Origin of the sequence: Actinomadura bangladeshensis (assembly GCF_004348335.1) — a bacterium.
Taxonomy (GTDB): Bacteria; Actinomycetota; Actinomycetes; order Streptosporangiales; family Streptosporangiaceae; genus Spirillospora; species Spirillospora bangladeshensis.
On sequence record NZ_SMJW01000161.1, the window covers coordinates 1 to 18,673 of the forward strand.

Consider the following 18,673-nt stretch of genomic DNA (forward strand, 5'->3'; position numbering starts at 1 on the left):
CCTGCGACAAGATCAGACACCACTCCCCGCCACCCATGACCACACCCGGCCACGCCGGCGCGGAGCGACGCCCGGTCAGGCAATGGGGGTGGTCTTCACGGGGAGAAAGGCGTCCAGTTCCATCGTCGGGTGGGGGTACTTCCACTCCGCGGCCTCGAACGGGATGTACATGCCTTCGGGGGTGTCGGCCAGGAAGTAGTTGCCGTCCCACTGGTTGGGGTGCGTCACCGGCGCGTCCTGCGGATAGCGCGCGCCCATGGCCTCGTACTTCACCCCGACGCCGAACACGGCGTGGACGGCGGCGTCCACGAAGTTGAGGTGCGCGATGTCGCCGCGGAGATGGGTCCCCTGGATCGCGAGCCCATGCACCCGGTCCCGGGCGAAGTACAGCGAGCTGAGGTCTTTGACGACCTGGTCGAAGGCGTGCGCGCTGTCCTGGTGGACGAGTGCGCGCGTCTGCGGCTCGGCCAGCAGCACGTTCGCGACGTAGGTGGGCAGGTCGCCGTGAAACATGCGGACGCGGTTCATGGCACGGGGGAACAGCCGCCGCAGCCTCTCGTAGGTGAACCGCAGGTAGGCGTCGTTGACATCGACGAGATCGAGTTCCAGTCCCATCGGCTCGACGCATCCGGCGAGAATGGCAGCGGATCCCCCCATGAAAACGCCGACGTCGACGAGCCTGGAGAGCTCCCCGTGGCAGCGCTCGACGCGGGTGAAAAGGTCGAAGTAGTGATAGGCGCTGCACTGGTCCTCGTACACGAGGTCGACGCCCTCGATCCTGGCGATCGTCCGGTCGAAGACCGGGTTTTTGCCCGAGAAGATGCCAAACTCCGCGTGATGCCCGCCTCGGATCGGGATGTGCAGGGCCTCAGAGAGGTCATCGACCCCGGCCAGCGCGGGGTCAGGTTCCAGCAACGTCCCCCACGTGCTCTGGTGCATCGCTACGGTCGCGACGTAGTCCGTCATTTCCAGACCCCTCTTCAAGAGATGGCATGCCAGCGGCCCGTGAGGAAGTGGCCAGCCAGACCATCGCGCCCAGCGCGAGAAGCCCGAGGGCCGCGGCCCCGAGCGCGCTGGCCGGGCCGAGGGACGGCTGCCAGACGCCGTTCAGCGGGTTCACCGCCGGGACGGGTGCGTAGAGCCCGTGCTGGTACCGGACCATCGCGTACCCCAGCCCGATCAGCTGCGCGGGAAGAAGGAACAAGGCCAGCCAGCCGATGATCGAACGCGCGAAACCCGGCACGAACGGGCCGCGCTCATCGATGATGTGCGCGGCGAGGACCGCGGCGCCGACCGCGCTCGGCAGGATGTAGCGGCCCTGCGCCATCATCCCGTTCTCCTCTGCGCCCATGACGTCCATCCACAGCGGAAGCGCGAATGCGGCCGCGACCACCACGGCGAGCCGCAGCTGGTCGGCGCGCCCACCGGCAGACAGCGCGGCGAGGACTAGGAAGCCGGTCGCGGCGAACCAGATCGCGTAGTAGGCATCGGGCATCTCGACGTCCACCCAGCCGAACTGCCCGATCATCGACTTCAGGTAGAAGGACGTCCGCTCGACGGTCACCAGCCGCAGGGCGTCGGCGACACCGAGCCCCGCCCCGCCCGGGACGGGGACGAGTTCCGTGGCCTTCATGGCGAGCGTCCAGACCGCCGACAGGCCGCATGCCAGTGTCACCGTGAGCCCGAGGATCCACGCGCCGCGGTCGCGGATCAGCGTGCCGAGCCGGGCGCGGCCGGCGCTGCCCGTCAGGATCACGAGGGCGAGCGCGACGGTCATGGGTCCGTCCGGCCGCGTCCACGCGACCGTCACCGCCGACACCCCGGCCAGGACCAGCAGTCGCCGGTCGGGCGGTCCCTCCCCGCGGACCAGGGGGATCAGTGCCGTCCACATCGCAATCGCCGCCGTGATCTCCAGTCCGTTCGCGTTGATCACACCGGCGAGGTGCATTGTCATGGGCGTCGTGGCGATCAACAGCCCGGCGAGCAGGAACGGGCGCCGCGACCAGGCGAGCACGCTGTACACCGCCGCCGTCAGGAACGCGGCCGACAGCGCGGCACTGATCAGGCGGGCGAGCAACAGCCCGCCCTCCCCCGGCCACCACTTGAGCGGCCAGCCGACCACCGCGTAGTACGTGGGCTGGTAGCGACCGGCGCCCGCAGTGAACCGCTCCACCAGCTTGTGCGGCGTCTCCGATGTTTCGTTCGCGCAGTCCGCCGGTTGCTGGGGCTTGAAAGCGAAACACGGCGGCGACGGATGCGCGACACCGTCCGGGATGGTCTGGTGGGTTCCAGCCAGCGGTCGCGAGATCTCCGGAACGGTGATGTAGTCGGGTGGCGCGGCGAAGTCCCCGCCGACGACGCCCGCCGCGCGGGTGATGTGCGACTGCTCGTCCGGTCCGCCGTCCCATGGCATGGCGATCGCCCATCCGGCGCCGACCGCGAAGAAACCGAGGAAGGCCAGAATCGTGATCGCCCGAAGCCGCATGGCGGTGAGCGGTGCTGTCATCGAGGACCTCCAAGGTCCCTGCGGATACGTGCGGAGAGCGCGCGACCCAGCTGTGACACGGCCGCTCCCAGCTCCTGGTCCCGGCTCGGCGGGACCGACGACCTGGCCAGTTCCGCACGCAGTCCCTGCAGATCGCGGCGATGGGCCGCGGTCTCGGACCGGGCCTGATCGAGCTCGGAGCGGAGGGCTGCGAGCTCGCGCTGCTGCGCGGTGATGGTCTCCGCCAGCCGGTTGGCGTCGTCGGCGCGGGCCTCCGCTTCGTACTGGAGTTGCAGGATGCGGGTGTAGAGCGCGATCCGGTTGTTCTCCATGGCCGCGATGAGTTCCGAGGACGTGTACGGCCGCAGCGCCTCGAAGACCTCGTCGGCACCGGGCGCGCCCGCCCTGACCATGACCCCGAAGCCGAAGACGGCCGGGACGATCGCGAAGCGCCGGTCGCCCGCCTCGGCCAGCGCGTCCTCGACGGCGGTGAGGACGCCGTTGCGCTCGCCGCCCGCCCGCGCGGCCACGGTGAACACGCCGTCGCCGATGAACCCGGCCGGGGTGACCTCGTCGTGCCAGACGGTCGGCCCGTCGGCCGTGTCGGGGTGGACGTCCGCCGGCGCCAGCGGTGACGGCTGGTAGTAGAAGTCGCGGCGCCCGCACGGCCACAGCACGTCGTTCATGACGACCACCGCGTCGGGGGCGTTCTTCATGATCCATGCGAGTTCGGCGCGGACCACCGCGTAGTTGTGGTCGCCGTCGAGGACGTACATGTCGGCCACCGGCAGGTCGGCGAGCACAGCCGGGGACCGCCCCTCCACCAGGTTCAGCCGGGGGTCGCCGTCCAGTACGGCCCGGAGGTCGTCGCCCGGGGCCGGTTCGACGCAGTGAACGGTCGCGCCGAGGTCGGCGTACAGCGAGCTGACCTGCCCGGACTCTACCCCGACCTCGACCACCGTCCGGATCTCGCGGCAGCCGAAGAGCAGCGCGAAGAGCTCCCGGAACACCGACATCGAGTGCAGCAGCAGCGGCTGCTCCCGGGCGGCGCGGGCCTGGGCGTGCGGATCGTCGGGGGAACCGACCACGGCGGCCCCTCGGTCAGCGGTCGTCACCGAGCTTCCTCCTCGCCACTCGCCTGGCGCCGGCGGCGACGCCCTTGACGCCGGCCGCCCGGTACTCCTCGCGCATCCGCCCGGTGAGCCGGGCCGCGCGCGCCGCCCGTTCCGCCATGCGGTCGACCGGCATCCGCGGCGCCAGCCCGGTCGCCGACTGCGGGAGCATCGCGAACGCGATGGTGATTTGCGCGGACGACACCGTGGGCGTCCCCGCGCGGCGGGCCAGCGGGAGCCACACCGCCGCGTAGGAGGTGTCGAACTCCATGAGGTTGCCGCCGAGGTAGCGGCAGTCCGCGTAGTGGAGGCCGACGAAGTCCTCCGGCTTGTCCCAGCGCAGCACCCGTTCGCGGCGGCGGCCCCCGGCGATGACCCTGGCCTCGATCCAGTCGACCCGGACGATCGCCGGACGGCCCGGGATCGCGAGGGAGATGTCGACCGTGTCGTGGTGCTCGAAGTCGATCCGGGCGAAGGAGAGCCCGTTGTGGTTGATCCTGACGCGGCGGCGGATCGGCTCGTGCCACCGGTCGTCGGCCGTCCGGTACCGCAGCCGCGTCTCGTACGGCTCGCCGGCCGGGTCGAACGCCTCCGGGGCGACCGCGCCGTCCGCGATGGCCCTGGCCATGGCCCCGAGCCCGGTGTCGGACGCGGCGATCAGCGCGGGCCAGAACGAGTCCCGCATGTGCAGGTCGTCGAGGTCGCCGGGCGACAGGTACGGGACGGCGGGTCTCAGGTCGGCGGGCAGCAGGGTCGTGACCAGGGAGGAGCCGAAGTTGTCCTCGTGGGTCCAGTTGCCGAAGACGGCCGCCTCGTCCGCAGTGGGCGCCTCCAGCGCGGCCACCAGGATCCGCGCCAGCCGGTCGCGTGCCGCCTGCGGACGGGCCAGGTCCGGCCATGCGCCGCCGGACGCGCCGACGTACCTGGTCCACATGCGCTGGAACGCGAACACGCCGTCCTGGACGGTGCGGCGCTCGGCGTTCTGCGACGGCGAGTCGGACGCGTCGCCGAGGACCGGCTCGCCCTCCTCGGTGAACCCGATCAGCGACCCGCACAGCGCGTTGACGCACTGCTCCACGATCTCCGGGCTGCGGGTCACGGTCCGGGCGACGCGCGCCGGATGCCCCGCCTGCGCGAGGTAGCCCTCGGCGCGCAGGCCCGCCAGGTACACCCGCTCCGACCGGTCGTCGGTGGCCAGGTAGAGCCCGGACACCCGCGCGTCGATGCGGGCGATCTCCAGCGCACGGGCGAGCTGCCGCTGGATCGTGCCGCCCCAGCCGAGGTCGACGAGCGTCAGCTCCGGGTCGTCGAGCGCGCCGGCGGCCCGCAGCGACTTGATCATGCGTTCGCGGACGGCGGTGACGGTCACCGCGAGCCGGTTGCACAGGTGCGGCGTCTCGGTCAGCGCGCGGGCGACCCGGTCGGCGATGTCGCCGTTGTCGATGACGGTGTCCAGTTCGACGGCGAGACCGGGGACGTCGCCGGGCCGCAGTTCGAGGACGGCCAGCGCCTGCCGGACGGTCAACCGGTAGCCGGTGCGGATGAAGGCGTGCACCGCGTCGGTGTCGTGCGGGTCGAGCCCGGCCAGCGACGTCACGAACCGCGACAGCCACACGGGCGCGGCCACGACGTCCCAGCCGCGCGCCTCGGCGGCACGGTTGATGAGCGCGGAGAGCAGCTCCCCTTCCCGCATCGAGCACCACAGCCTGCGGGTCCCGGCCTCGTGCGCCTTCCACGCCGCCCACTCGGCGAACCCGGTGAGCACCGGGCCGAGGACCCCGGCGCCGTACCGCCACGCGACGTCCAGCGCCGAGGTGCTGAACGGGACGCCCGAGTGGACCGCCTTGGCGCGCAGACTGGTGAGGCCGAAGTCGCCGTGCCGGTCGTCCAGGTCGGGCGCGTGGTCCTCCAACCGGCCGACCGGCTCCTTCTCCCGCTTCAGCACGTCCAGGCAGGCGCCGTCGAGCCGCCGGTAGTGCACCGTCCGGACGCCGAGCCCGCCGGGCACCTCGTGGTCGGCGATCTCGTGGTCGCCGATGTGCACGACCTGCTCCGGGCTGCGGCCGAGGTCCCGCAGCACGATCTCCCACAGCCCGGACGCCTTGTCCGCGCCGTGCTGGTTGGACCGGAAGATCCGGACGTCGTCCAGCGGGCCCAGTTCGGGGCGGTCGAGGAGCCGGGCGAGCTGGTCCTCGGTGAAGTAGGTGTCGGACACCAGGACGACCTGGACGTCCTGCTTCCGCGCGGCCCTGACGACTTCGGCGATGTCCAGGTCCACGACGGTCAGCTCGCGTTCCAGCCCTATCTCGGCCTCGACGAGCTGCTCGAGCGGCGCCGTGCCGAAGATCCCGTCGGGCATGGCGCGCCAGATGTCGAACAGGGACACCTCGGTGCCGAGGGCGTCGCGGCCGCCGCGGGCCGCGTCCTCGGCGGCGATCCGCATCCGGCGGAGGGTCGCGCCGGTCACCCACGGCGGGCACAGACCCGCGTCCCGCAGCCGCGGCGCCAGCAGGCCGAAGACGTCCACCGGCCGCGGCACCCGGCGCCAGAGCACCGTGTCGAAGATGTCCAGGGACAGCACGGAGCAGGCTCGGTCGGCGATGATCCGGTGCACGTCGTCGAGCAACGGGCAGCCGTGTTCCTGCTTGGTCAACACCGCACCCTTCCCCCTGGCCCCCGGCCGGCCCTCGGCCGCGGCACGGGTCACCTTATCCACCGCTTTCTCCCGACGCAGTCCGCGTTCCCGCGGCGGCCGGACGGTCCGCGAGCGCCGCGGCGGCGCGGCGGGCCGCACGGTCCTCGCGGACCAGCCGGCCGGCCTCCTCGGTCTCCCCGTCGAAGATCACCCGGCCCTGCCGCATCGTGATGCCGCGGTCGCACAGCCCGACGAGCATCTTGATGTCGTGCGCGACGACGACCATGGTGCGGCCCTCGCCGCGCAGCTCCCGGATGCGGTCCAGGCACTTCTCCCGGAACGGCGGGTCGCCGACGGCCAGCACCTCGTCGATGAGGAACACGTCCGGCTCGGTGTGGGCCGCGATCGAGAACGCCAGCCGCATGAACATGCCGGACGAGTAGAACTTCACCTGGTCGTCCAGGAAGCGCTCGACGCCGGAGAACTCGACGATCGCGTCGAACTTCCGGAGGATCTCCGCGCGGGACATCCCGAGGATCGCGCCGTTGAGGAAGACGTTCTCCCTGCCGGTCAGCTCCGGATGCAGCCCGGCGCCCACGTCGATCAGGCCGGCGACGCGGCCGCGGACGCGCACCGACCCCTCGTCCGGCTGCATGACCCCCGAGATGAGCTTCAGCAGCGTGCTCTTGCCCGACCCGTTCAGCCCCATCAGCGCCACGGTCTCGCCCTGGTCGATGGTGACGCTCACCTCGTCCAGCGCGCGGAAGCGGTCCGACAGGCTCTGCCGCCGCAGCGCGCGGACGCTCATCTCCTTGATCGAGCGCGCGTGCCGCAGCGTGAAGTTCTTCGTCACGCGGTCGATGACGATGGACGGGGACGGGGTGGACGGGGACGGAGTCGGCGGTGAGGGGGGCAACGGCTACAGCTCCTGCGCGAAACGCTTCTGCATGCGGGCGAACGCCGCGTGCCCGGCGATGAACACCAGCACGCTCACGGCGAGGGACTCGCACGCGCGGGCGTAGAGGTCGGGCGGGAACGCGAACCCGCCGTCCGCTCCGGGGTACCAGAACGCCCGCTGGAACAGGGACACCGCGCTGACGAGCGGGTTGGCGAGGTACACGTCCAGCACCCAGTCGGGCGCGTGGGTCTGGACGTGCGTCCACGGATAGATCATCGGCACCGACCAGGTGATGACGATCATCGAGATGTCGACCGCCTGCTCCAGGTCGCGGAAGAACACGTTCACGGCCGCGCACAGCAGGCCGACGCCGAACCCGAGGACGACGATGATCGTGAACCCGAGGGCGGCGGCGCCAGCGCCCTCCGGCGAGGGCCGCCACCCGGCGGCGGCCGCCCCGCCCAGCAGGATCAGGAAGCCGGGCAGGAAATGGACCAGGGAAACCAGCGCCGACGCCGCGGGGAACATCTCCCTGGGCAGGAACACTTTGCGGACGAGCGCGGCGTTGCCGGTGACCGAGCGGGTCGCCGAGTGCAGCGTCTCGGTGAACAGGTTGACCAGGACCATGCCCGCGAACAGGTAGACGGGGAAGTCGTCGATCTGCCGGTCCATGCCGAGGAACACGCCGATGACGTAGAAGTAGACCGCGAAGTGCACGGCGGGCCGCACGTAGGACCAGCCGAGCCCGAGCAGCGAGCCCTTGTACCGGGCCCGCAGCTCGCGGCGCACCAGGAGCCGCAGCAGGTACCTGTTCTGGAAGGTCCGGCGCAGCCCGCCGCCGGTCCCGGGCGCCCGGAGGCCGTCGTCGGCGCTGATCGGCGCGGCGGTCATTCCGGTCCGCCCCCGGACTCCTCCGAACCCGAGGCACCCGAACCCGGCGCGCCGGAACCCGAACCACCCGAACCCGAGGCACCGGGTCCGGCCGCCTCGAAGGTGGCGCGCCACGCGTCCGGGGAGGCGATCTCGGCCATCGCCGCCCGGTACCGCCGGCTGAGCTCCGGCCATTCCCGGCCGAGCCGGGCGTGCAGCAGCGACGTCCGCGCGAGCAGCTTCTTGAAGCGCTCCGGGTCGCGCTGGTACCAGGCCACCTTCGTGCCGTCGGCGGAGGAGACCAGCGCGCTGTCGACCTGCGACAGCAGGCTCCAGTGCCGGTCGATGTGCGGCACCACCAGCTGCGGGTTGCCCCGGGCTGCGGGGTCCACCGGGCGCAGCTGCTTGACGGTGCCGAGCATCGCGCTCGCCAGCACGTTCACCTTGCCGCGCGGCGGCTTGAACCCGCGTCCCCGCTTGGGCGGCCGGTCCCGCCGCACCTGCGGGAACTCCTCGTGGCTGACGCGGTTGCGGGCGTCGGGGAACTCCTTCCGGAACGCCATGATCTCCGGCAGCTTGGCCGCGATCCCGGCGTGCATGTGCTCCGGTCCGCTCAGCACGTCCTCGATCGCCGACAGCATCAGCTCGGCGGTCGAGTACTGCATGGCGAGCGCGTGCTTCACCGAGATGATGAAGCTCTCCTTGAGGAGGTTCCCGCCGCGCTCGTAGGGCGAGTGCAGCAGCGCGGTGACGAGCCGGTTCCGCTCGTGGAAGTACGCCTGCCAGTCGATGCCGTCGTCCTTGTCCTGCCAGGGGACGTGCCATGCCGCCATGCCGGGCAGCGACACGGTCGGGAAGCCGGCCTCGCCCGCGCGGACGCAGTACTCGGCGTCGTCCCACTTGATGAACATCGGCATGGACAGGCCGATCTTGCGCACGACGTCGGTGGGGATCAGGCACATCCACCAGCCGTTGTAGTCGACGTCGACGCGCCGGTGCAGCCACTTGGTCTCGCGCAGGCTCCCCGAGCTGGTGCGCTTCCGCGGGTCCGCGTTGAGGGCCGGGTACGGGTTCCGGACGGGCGGCAGCGCGAAGTCGTGTTCGCGCTTGGTGTGCGGGGCCTCCTCCCACCACCAGCGGTACCGCGCGATCGTCTCGCCGTAGGCGTGCAGCTGCGAGCGGACGAACAGGTTGAACATGTGCCCGCCCACGATCGTCGGCGTGCGGGCGAAGTCGGCGAACGCGACCGCGCGGAGGATGCCCTCGGTCTCGGTGACCACGTCGTCGTCGAGGAGCAGGACGTAGTCGCTGGCGCCGGCCGCCACCGTCTCGTCCATCGCCCGGGAGAAACCTCCGGATCCGCCCAGGTTGCCCTGCTCGATGACATGCAGCCTGGCGCCGAGCGCGTCGGCTGCCTCCGGGAAGCCCGCGTCGTCGCGCACCCGGTCGGTGCCCTGGTCGACGACGTAGACGGCGTCGACCACGTCCAGCACCTCGGGCGCGGCCGCCAGCGCGGCGAGCTGGTCCACGCAGAAGTTCGGACGGTTGAACGTGGTGATGCCGAGGCTCACCCGGCCCTGCCGGACGTCCCCCGCCGCTTCGAGATCCGCGCACCAGTCGGCCCGTTCGAGGAGTGCGTTGCCCTCGCCTGCCAGGACGTCCATCCAGTACCAGCCGCCGTCGATGAACGGGAGCAGCGGCAGCCGGAAAGTCTCCTCCCGGGAAAGGCCGGAGTCGAACCGCGCGGAGGCGACGCGCTGCACATGGCCCTTGGCGCTGGACCGGTACACGATGACGGTGCCCTGGCCGCGCATCCGGACCCGCAGCGTCACCTCCTCCACCCTCGTCCAGCGCCGCCAGTAGCTGGCGGGGAACGCGTTGAAGTAGGTGGCGAAGGAGGCACGCCGCCCGACGGGGACCACGACGCTGCGCCGCCCCACGGCCGCGGCGGGTCCCGCCTCCACCTCGGTCTCGGCGGCAAGGGCCTCGGCGCCCCGGGCGATCTCGCCCTCCACGTACAGCTTGAGGACGTCGAGGTCGCGGTCGACCGGCATCACGACGCGCTGCAGAACGCGCAGTCGGCGCGGGGTCTCGGCCTCGGCCGTCGCCGCGGCGGGTTCGCTCACTCGTCCACACCTCCGCTTATGAGACGCGAACCCTCGGCGAAATGGGGACGCAGTCTGTTGTCGACCATGCTGAGCGCGCTCGCGATCGCCATGTGCATGTCGAGGTACCGGTATGTGCCGAGCCGCCCGCCGAAGAGCACCCCGTGCTCGCCCTTCGCCAGATCGCGGTAGGCGAGCAGGCGGGCGCGGTCGGCGGCGGTGTTCACGGGGTAGTACGGCTCGTCCCCGCGTCCGGCGGCCCGCGAGTACTCCCGCATGATCACCGTCTTGTCGGACGGATGGCCGTCACGCTCGGGATGGAAGTGCCGGAACTCGTGGATCCGGGTGTAGGGGACGTCCTCGTCCGCGTAGTTCATCACCGGGGTGCCCTGGAAGTCGCCGGTCGGCTCGACGCTCAGCTCGAAGTCCAGCGTCCGCCAGCCCAGCTCGCCCTCGGCGTAGCCGAAGTAGCGGTCCAGCGGCCCGGTGTAGACGACGGGCACGTTGCCGACGATGTCGTCGCGCAGGTCGAGGAAGTCGGTGTTCAGCCGGACCTCGATGTTCGGGTGGTCGGCCATCCGCTCCAGCCAGGCGGTGTAGCCGTCGACCGGAAGCCCCTCGTGGACGTCGTTGAAGTACCGGTTGTCGAAGGTGTACCGCACCGGGAGCCGGGTGATGATCTCGGCGGGCAGGTCGCGGGGGTCGGTCTGCCACTGCTTGGCGGTGTAGCCGCGGATGAACGCCTCGTACAGGGGGCGCCCGATCAGCGAGATCGCCTTCTCCTCCAGGTTGGCCGGATCGGACACCTCGGCGGCCTGGCCGGCGATCAGCGCCCGCGCCTCGTCCGGGCTGAAGACCCGGCCGAAGAACGCGCAGATCGTGCCGAGATTGATCGGCATCGGGTACACCCGGCCCTTGAACGTCGAGTACACCTGGTGCCGGTAGCCCGTGAAGGCGGTGAACCGGTTGGCGTACTCCCACACCCGCTCGTTGGAGGTGTGGAACAGGTGCGCGCCGTAGCGGTGGATCTCGATGCCCGTCTCCGGCTCGGCCTCGCTGTAGGCGTTGCCGCCGATGTGGTCGCGCCGGTCGAGGACCAGTACGCGCAGGCCGAGCCCGGCCGCGCAGCGTTCGGCGACCGTGAGCCCGAAGAACCCGGAACCGGCCACCACGAGATCAACGTTCACTGGACGGTGTCCATCCCGTGCGGGGAGCAGAGGACCGGGCCGCACTACGGCACCGGCCGGTCGATACGTACGGATCGCGGCTAAGATACCGGGGATTTCATCGGCACCAAGGCAGGGCTCCCAAGGATCGCGGTGGTCTCGTCCACTCCTGGCCGCACGTCGCGCGGCACGCGCCCGGTGGTCTTCCTGCACGTCGGAGCCGCCAAGTCCGGGACGACGTTCCTCCAGCAGGTGCTGTGGCACAACCGCGCCCGGCTGCGCGAGCACGGCGTCCTGTACCCCGGTGCGGACTTCTCCGCCCATGTCAGGGCCGCCTTCGACCTGCGCCGGACGTTCTTCCGCGAGGCGTCCGACCCGAGGACGCGCGGCGCCTGGCGGGACCTGGTGGACGAGATCCGCGACTGGCCCGGCACCGCGATCATCTCGCAGGAGCTCCTCGCCCCGGCCCGGCCCGCCTACGTCCGGCAGGCCATGGCCGACCTCGATTTCGCCGACGTCCACGTGGTGTTCACCGCGCGCGACCTCGGCCGGCAGATCCCGGCGCACTGGCAGGAGGACGTCAAGAACCGGTTCACCACCTCGTTCACCGAGTTCGTGGCCGCCCTCCGGCGGCGCAACTGGCGGACGTTCGAGAGCGCGCGGCTGTTCTGGGGCCTCCAGGACCCGGTCGCGGTGCTCGGGCGCTGGGGAGCGGACCTGCCGCCCGAACGCGTCCACGTCGTCACGCTGCCCCGGCCCGGCGCACCGCGCGACCTGCTCTGGCGGCGATTCTGCGCGGCGACCGGGCTCGTCCCGGACGACTTCGACCTCTCCGGCACGTACGCCAACGCGTCGCTGGGCCTGACCGAGACCCAGTTCCTGCTCCAGCTCAACACGGCGCTCACCGAGCGGGTCGGCTGGCAGGTCTACAACGACGAGGTGAAGCTCTTCCTCGCGCAGCACGTGCTGGCCGGGCGGCCGGGTCCGGTCAGGATCGAGCTGCCCGCCGAGCACCTGCCGTGGGCGACCGAGCGGGCGATCGAGACGGTCGAGGACCTGCGCGCGGCCGGCTACCACGTGGTGGGCGACCTGTACGAGCTGATGCCGATGGCCGCATCCGGCCCCGCGCTCGGCACGGCACCCGCCCCCGATCCGGCCGACCCGCGCTGGACGGAGATGGCGGACGCGGGCCTCGACGCCATCGCCGCGCTGCTGCGGCGCGTCCAGCAGAGGCAGGAGCACGCCGCGTCCGTGTCCGGCGCCGACATGCCGGTCCGCGACCGGGTCGGGCTGCTGCGGCGCGAGTCCGCCGACCTGGTGGAGACCACCGGCCGGCTGGCGCGCGACGCCGCCCCGTTCATCGCGCGCGCCGCACGCGGCGCGCGCGAACGGTACCCGGCCGTACGCCGCCTCGGCGGCGCCTACCAGAGGGTGCAGGGCAGGGCGGCGCCGCCCGAGGCCGGAACAAGAACCGAGACGAGTACCGAGACGAGTGCGAGGTGAACGCGCGGATGGACGAGCGGCGGCCCGGCAAGCCTGCCAAGTCGGTATATCTGCACATCGGTGCGCCCGCCGCCGGAACGGCCTTCCTGCACCGGGCGCTGTGGGGCAACCGGCGGCGCCTGGCCGACGCCGGCGTCTGCTACCCGATCGCCGGGCCGCAGGAGCACTTCGGTGCCGTGATGGACCTGCGCGAGATGAGCTGGGGCGGCCGCCGCGACCCGAGCTGGGACGGCGCGTGGGAGCGGATGGCCGAGCGCGCCCGCGACTGGGACGGCCCGGCGGTCGTCTTCTCCCAGGGGCTGCTGGCGGGCGCGACCGAGCGGCAGGTCGAGCACGCGGTGGCGTCCCTGGAGCCGGCCGAGGTGCACGTGGTGTTCGCCACCCGCGACCTCGGCTGGCAGCTGATCCTCGACTGGCAGGAGCAGATCCGCCACGCGCACACCATCGCGTTCGAGCGTTTCGTCGACGACCTGGTCAAGCGGGGCATCGACGCGCCGGAACCGTACGGGGAGATGTTCTGGGGGCAGCACGATCCCGTGCGGGTGCTCGCCGCGTGGGAGACGGCGGTGCCGAAGGAGCGCGTCCACGTGCTGACGCTTCCGCCGCCCGGCGGCCCCGCCGGGGTGCTGTGGGACCGGTTCCGCGAGCTGACCGGGATCGGCGACGGCGTGTGCGACGTCGCAGGGATACCGGAGGACAAGCCGCTGTCGGCGGTCGATGCGGAGCTGCTGCGCCGGCTGAACGAGCGGATCGGCCTCGCACTGGGCGAGGACTACGAGCGCGTGGTCCGCGAGCACCTCGTCGATCGCGCCCGCGCCGCGGGCGACGGCCGGACACGGATGCGCCTGCCCGCGCGGCACGCGGACTGGGCGGCGGCGCGGACGCGGGAGATCGCCGCGTCGCTGCGCGCCTCCGGCTATGCCGTGGCCGGCGACCTCGCCGAGCTGACCACCTCCCGCGAGCCCGGGCTCGGCCTCCTTCCGGGCGACGTCCCGGACGAGCTGATCGCGACCGCGTCCGTCGGGGTCGTGGCGCACCTGCTGGCGGAGCTGGCGGCGGCCGACGAGCGCATCGGGCTCGCACACCTGCACAGCGAGCTGGCCGGCGTCCGGGAGAACCTGCGGGAGCTCATCGAGACCGCCGCCGATCCGTCCCCGGCCCTGCAGCGCGCCGCCCGCCGCGCGACCGGCAGGCGCGGCCGGTGACGCCCGGTCCGGGCCCGGTCGCGGCGGTGGTCGTCACCCACGACCGGCGAGACCTTCTCGGCGAGGCCCTGTCCGCGCTCGCCGCCCAGCGGCGCCCGCCGGACCGGACCATCGTGGTCGACAACGCCTCGTCCGACGGCACCGCCGCGATGGTCGCGGAGCACTTCCCGGACGCCGACCTGCTGGTGCTGCCCCGCAACACCGGCGGGGCGGGCGGGTTCAGCGCCGGGCTGGCCCGCGCCCTGAGCGGCGGCGCGGGGCTGGTCTGGCTGCTGGACGACGACACGGTGCCGCACCCCGAGGCGCTCGGCGAACTGCTCGCGGCCCGCGCGAGGGCCACCGCGGACGACGGCCCGCCCGCGCTGGTCGCGAGCCGCGTCGTGTGGACCGACGGCCGCGACCATCCGATGAACACGCCGCGCCGCAAGCCCCGCGCCACGGCCGCCGAGTCCCGCATCGCGGCCTCGGCCGGCTGCGTCCCGATCCGCTCGGCGTCGTTCGTCTCCGTGCTGGTCGACGCGGCCGCCGTGCGGGAGCGCGGGCTGCCGGTCGCCCACTACTTCCTGTGGAACGACGACTTCGAGTTCACCACCCGGCTGCTGCGCGGCCGGCGCGGCCTGCTCTGCCCGGACAGCGTCGTCGTGCACAAGACGCGCGGCTTCGGCGGCGCGGACGCCGACCCCGGCGACCGCTTCTTCTTCGAGGTCCGCAACAAGATCTGGCTGTTCACCGGCAGCCGGGGCCTGGCACCGGCCGAACGCGCCCTGTACGCCGGTTCCACCCTGCGGCGCTGGGCCCGCACCTTCGCGGGATCATCGGACCGGACGGTCCTGCGCCGCGCCATGCTCCGCGGGCTCAAGGACGGGTTCACCAGCCGCCCGCAACCCACCCCAGCGCTGCTGCGCGAAATCGGAGTCGAGGTCCCCCGGCATGACGGCGACGCCCCATGAGACGGAACGGCACGCCCGACCGGCCGGCCGGCGAAGCACCCGGGCCGGCCCCTACCGGACGTCGAGGTAGTCGACCTGTCCTTGGCCCTGCCCGCCGAGGCGGCGCAGGCTGAGGGTGTTCCACCCGGCGGCCAGCTCCACCTCCGCCGAGACGGACGCCCAGCCCGCGCCGCTCGTCGGGCGGAGGCGCAGGGACGTCGCGACGGTCCCGTTCGCGAAGAACTCCAGATACGAGTCGGTCCCGGAGCGGTTCGCGTACTGGGTCCGGACCGTGTACTTTCCTGCGGCGGGTGCGAAGACCGGGACGTCCACCCGGCAGCCGTCCTGGGCGAACGGGCCGATGGCCCGCCCGCCGGAGGCGCGCGGGCGCGCCAGCTGGGAGACGCAGCCGTTCAGCCGCCCGCGCTCCGCCTCGTAGCGGACGGGCACCCCGCGCACGGCGGGGCGTGCACCGTCCCAGCCGAGCCGGGCGACGTACATGCCGCGGGTCACCCGGGAGCCGCCGTGGCGGTCCAGGATGCCGTGGAAGACCAGGTAGTCGCCCGTCTCGTCGCTGAGGACGTCGGCGCTGCCCGGCCCGTCGACCTGCCCGCCGTACTGTCCGGTCGACTGGATCGGCCCGCCCTTCCGGTACGGCCCCTCGATGCTGGACGCCACCGCGTACCGGGTCTGGTAGTTCGACTGGAAGTACCAGCCCGCCGCGTAGAGCAGCACGTAGGAGTCGCCGCGGCGGACGAGGTCGGGCGCCTCCACCAGGACGGGCTCGTCCGCGGCGCGGCCCATGATGCGCTTCGGCGGGCCCGCTAGGCGCAGCCCGTCCGGGCTCATCCTGACCAGGTAGATCGCCGCGGTCCGGCGCTCGTCGCTCTTGTAGAGCAGGTAGCGCGTCCCGTCCTTCTCGATGTAGGACGCCGGGTCGATGGCGCCGCCCAGGTCCAGCGGGCACACCAGCGGATCGCCCTCCAGCGGGACGAACGGGCCGGCCGGCGAGGAGGCGGTCGCCACCCCGATGCACTGCTGGTCGCCGTCCTTGCGGCGGGCGGAGAAGTACAGCACGTAGGACCGGGACCCGCCCTGCGGCGGGACGACCTCGGGCGCCCACGTCCAGCCCTCGGCGGCCCACGCGGGGAGCCGCGCGAGGCCGTCGCCGGGCGAGGGGGTCCACGGCCCGGTCGGGGTCGGAGCGGTCGCGACGGGCATCGTCGCGTCGGCGTTGTTGGTGCCGTAGGCGAAGTACGTCCCGGCGGCCTTGATGACGGTCGGGTCGGCGAACGACCCGGCGATCACCGGCTTGACCGGCGAGTAGCCGGGCGGGTCGATCGGAACCGGGGATCCGGCGGGACTCGGCAGCGGCGGCTTCGGCGACGGGCGCGCGGCCGTCGCGTCGGACGAGGGCAGGCAGGACACGGCCAGCCCGATGACCAGCGCGATCACGGCGCTGATCGCGGCCCCGGCCAGCAGCGGCAGCAGGGGCGCGAGCGCCTGCAGGTCCCCGCCAGGTCTCCTCATCCCATCCGGCATCATGCCAACAGACCGGAGGCACGGCGAACCGCCCGGAGTACGCGCGATGTCGTCCAGATCGTTACGCTGGCCCGGGCGACCGCATCGTGGAAGGGAAGACGTTGACCCGACACCGGCGGCTGGCGGCCGTCCTGTGCGTGCTCGCCCTCCTCGCACTGAGCGGTTGCAGCCTCCAGCCGGGAGGGCGCGCCGACGACGCGAAGGGCGGCGGGAAGGGAAAGTCCGGCACGGCCGCGAAGAAGCCGAACATCGTCTTCGTCCTCACCGACGACCTGTCCTCGGACCTGGTCGCGCACATGCCGCAGGTGCTGCAGATGCAGCGGGACGGGCTCACCTTCGACAACTTCATCGTGGCGGACTCGCTGTGCTGCACCTCGCGCGCCACGATCTTCACCGGCCGGTACCCGCACAACACCGGGGTCCGGACGAACTTCCCGCCCCTCGGCGGCTACCAGGTCTTCAAGGACAACGGCGGCGAGCAGGCGTCCTTCGCGCCGTTCCTGCAGAAGGCCGGCTACCGCACCGCGCTGCTCGGCAAGTACATGAACGGCTACCAGCCCGGCGACACCCAGGGCGGGACGAAGCCGTACGTCCCGCCGGGCTGGACCGAGTGGTACGTCAACGGCAACGGCTACCCCGAGTACAACTACAACCTGAACGAGAACGGCCGGCTCGTCCACTACGGCTCCAAGCCGGAGGACTACCTCACCGACGTGCTGGCGAACAAGGGCGTGGACTTCATCAACCGGTCCCGGGGGTCGGCGCAGCCGTTCTTCATCGAGATCGCGACGTTCGCGCCGCACGGGCCGTTCGTGCCCGCGCCGAGGCACGCCGGGAAGTTCCCCGAGCTGCGGGCGCCGCGGCCGCCGTCCTTCAACGAGGCGGACGTCCGCGACAAGCCGTCCTGGCTGCGGTCGCACCCGAAACTGCGCAAGCCCGGGATCCTGCGGATCGACGAGGGCTTCCGCAACCGGGTCCGGATGGTCCAGGCGGTGGACGAGATGCTCGGCCGGATCCGGACAACACTGAAGGAACTGGACATCGACCGCGACACCTACGTCGTGTTCGGCTCCGACAACGGCTTCCACCTGGGCGAGCACCGGCTCGCCGGCGGCAAGATGACCGCCTTCGACACCGACGTCCGGGTGCCGTTCGTCTTCACCGGGCCCGGTGTCCCGCCCGGCCGCAAGGTCGCGCAGATCGCGCAGAACACCGACCTCGCCCCCACCTTCCAGGAACTCGCCGGCCTGCGCCCTGCCGCCGCGACGGACGGCCGGTCGCTCGCCCCGTTCCTGCGCGGCGGCACCCCGCCGGACTGGCGCGAGACCGCGCTCATCGAGCACGTCAAGCCGGCGCCGTCCCCGGAGGACCCCGACCGGCAGGACTCGGCGCCCGGCGCGCCGACGACCTACAACGCGCTCCGCACGAACGACATGCTCTACGTCGAGTACGCCGACGGGGAACGCGAGTACTACGACCGCACCCGCGACCCCCACGAGCTGAGCAACATCGCCGGGACGCTGCCGGAGCAGCGGCGGCGGCACCTGTCCGATCTGCTGTACGCGCTGACGCACTGCGCGGGCGCCAAATGCACCGACGCGGGCCGGAGCCGGTGAGGGCTCGCGTCCCTTATGCGCCGCTATCATCGCTGACGATTGCGGCGACTCGGTGCGATGTGCACCGTGAGCCGGATACAGGGTGAGCCGATGCGGGGAGAGCGGGCGTGACTCCAACGGGAAAGCCGGACGACGACCACGAGGCGGAGCGTCCCGGCTCGGGCGAGCCGGCCCAGGTCCCGCCGCCGCCGCGTTGGCTGGACGACCAGGGCGGCCCCTCCGGCCCGCTGCTTCCGACGGACGGGCCGGCGCAGCAGCTCCCTGCCGAGCCGCCGGCGCCCGAGCCGCCCGCGGTGGAGCAGCCCGCGGCCGACGACTCCGGTGCGGACGGCGCGGAGGCCGACCTGGCCGACCGCACCATGCTCGAGTTCAGGTTCGAGCGCGACGACGCAGGGCCCGCCGCGGAGGCTCCCGCGGCCGGCGGTCCGGCCGCGATCCCGGCGCCACCGCCGTTCCCGTACGCGCAGGAGATGCCCGACGCGACGCAGGTGCAGCCCCACCCGGCACCCGCGCAGCCGCCCGCACCCCAACTCCCCGCGCCGCAGGCGCCCGCACCTCAGCCACCCGCACCTCAGCCACCCGCACCTCAGCCGCCGGTATCCCAACC

Annotated in this window: 13 protein-coding genes and 1 pseudogene; 5 read left to right on the forward strand and 9 right to left on the reverse strand. The window is 72.4% G+C overall.

All coding sequences use genetic code 11. The annotated features are described in order from the left end of the window. Positions 1-75: 75 nt before the first annotated feature. From E1284_RS26740 to glf, 8 genes are read right to left on the reverse strand one after another with little or no spacing between them, the layout of a single operon-like run. Positions 76-966 (reverse strand): class I SAM-dependent methyltransferase, encoded by an 891-nt coding sequence (locus E1284_RS26740; protein WP_131942901.1) that lies wholly within the window; start codon positions 964-966, stop codon positions 76-78. Next, positions 902-2,506: a DUF2142 domain-containing protein gene (locus E1284_RS26745; RefSeq protein ID WP_131942902.1), complete on the reverse strand. Its 1,605-nt coding sequence runs from the start codon at positions 2,504-2,506 to the stop codon at positions 902-904. The genes E1284_RS26740 and E1284_RS26745 overlap by 65 nt, the downstream gene beginning before the upstream one ends. Next, positions 2,503-3,600, reverse strand: a complete 1,098-nt coding sequence (locus tag E1284_RS26750; protein WP_207923971.1) for a class I SAM-dependent methyltransferase — start codon at positions 3,598-3,600, stop codon at positions 2,503-2,505. Before E1284_RS26750 ends, E1284_RS26745 begins: the two co-directional genes overlap by 4 nt. Then, entirely contained in the window at positions 3,587-6,250 is a 2,664-nt protein-coding gene (locus E1284_RS26755; protein WP_207923972.1) for an HAD family hydrolase, read from the reverse strand. The genes E1284_RS26750 and E1284_RS26755 overlap by 14 nt, the downstream gene beginning before the upstream one ends. A 55-nt stretch (positions 6,251-6,305) precedes the next feature. Next, positions 6,306-7,148 (reverse strand): ABC transporter ATP-binding protein, encoded by an 843-nt coding sequence (locus E1284_RS26760; protein WP_243714759.1) that lies wholly within the window; start codon positions 7,146-7,148, stop codon positions 6,306-6,308. A 3-nt stretch (positions 7,149-7,151) separates the two neighbouring features. Then, positions 7,152-8,021: an ABC transporter permease gene (locus tag E1284_RS26765; RefSeq protein WP_131942904.1), complete on the reverse strand. Its 870-nt coding sequence runs from the start codon at positions 8,019-8,021 to the stop codon at positions 7,152-7,154. Then, the gene (locus E1284_RS26770; RefSeq protein WP_243714760.1) at positions 8,018-10,126 is read right to left on the reverse strand and encodes a glycosyltransferase; all 2,109 of its coding nucleotides are present in this window, start codon (positions 10,124-10,126) and stop codon (positions 8,018-8,020) included. Before E1284_RS26770 ends, E1284_RS26765 begins: the two co-directional genes overlap by 4 nt. After that, the gene (gene glf, locus E1284_RS26775) at positions 10,123-11,292 is read right to left on the reverse strand and encodes a UDP-galactopyranose mutase (RefSeq protein WP_131942905.1); all 1,170 of its coding nucleotides are present in this window, start codon (positions 11,290-11,292) and stop codon (positions 10,123-10,125) included. Before glf ends, E1284_RS26770 begins: the two co-directional genes overlap by 4 nt. A gap of 132 nt (positions 11,293-11,424) precedes the next feature. On the opposite strand from glf, the gene E1284_RS26780 reads away from it, so the two are divergent. The 3 genes from E1284_RS26780 to E1284_RS26790 are packed head-to-tail and all read left to right on the forward strand — an operon-like array spanning position 11,425 to position 14,929. Then, entirely contained in the window at positions 11,425-12,774 is a 1,350-nt protein-coding gene (locus E1284_RS26780) for a hypothetical protein (RefSeq protein ID WP_131942906.1), read from the forward strand. Next, the gene (locus tag E1284_RS26785; protein WP_131942907.1) at positions 12,771-13,979 is read left to right on the forward strand and encodes a hypothetical protein; all 1,209 of its coding nucleotides are present in this window, start codon (positions 12,771-12,773) and stop codon (positions 13,977-13,979) included. Before E1284_RS26780 ends, E1284_RS26785 begins: the two co-directional genes overlap by 4 nt. Beyond that, complete coding sequence (locus E1284_RS26790; protein ID WP_131942908.1) at positions 13,976-14,929, forward strand: glycosyltransferase; 954 nt, start codon at positions 13,976-13,978, stop codon at positions 14,927-14,929. Before E1284_RS26785 ends, E1284_RS26790 begins: the two co-directional genes overlap by 4 nt. A gap of 51 nt (positions 14,930-14,980) precedes the next feature. On the opposite strand, the gene E1284_RS26795 is transcribed toward E1284_RS26790, so the two are convergent. Continuing rightward, positions 14,981-16,438, reverse strand: coding sequence for a family 43 glycosylhydrolase (locus E1284_RS26795; protein WP_165965445.1), 1,458 nt, complete (start codon positions 16,436-16,438; stop codon positions 14,981-14,983). Positions 16,439-16,551: 113 nt separating this feature from the next. Between E1284_RS26795 and E1284_RS26800 the strand changes: the two genes are divergently transcribed. Together E1284_RS26800 and E1284_RS26805 are read left to right on the forward strand one after the other, a co-directional pair. After that, positions 16,552-18,066 carry a sulfatase family protein gene (locus E1284_RS26800; RefSeq protein WP_131942910.1) on the forward strand — a complete coding sequence of 505 codons (1,515 nt, stop codon included), beginning with the start codon at positions 16,552-16,554 and terminating at the stop codon, positions 18,064-18,066. A gap of 107 nt (positions 18,067-18,173) precedes the next feature. After that, positions 18,174-18,673 (forward strand): annotated as a pseudogene (locus E1284_RS26805) (hypothetical protein); the annotation flags it as partial.

Excerpts from the sequence above, each read along its gene's own strand:
- E1284_RS26740 (WP_131942901.1), bottom strand. The coding sequence starts at position 966 with ATGACGGACTACGTCGCGACCGTAGCGATGCACCAGAGCACGTGGGGG.
- E1284_RS26745 (WP_131942902.1), bottom strand. The coding sequence starts at position 2,506 with ATGACAGCACCGCTCACCGCCATGCGGCTTCGGGCGATCACGATTCTG.
- E1284_RS26765 (WP_131942904.1), bottom strand. The coding sequence starts at position 8,021 with ATGACCGCCGCGCCGATCAGCGCCGACGACGGCCTCCGGGCGCCCGGG.
- E1284_RS26795 (WP_165965445.1), bottom strand. The coding sequence starts at position 16,438 with ATGAGGAGACCTGGCGGGGACCTGCAGGCGCTCGCGCCCCTGCTGCCG.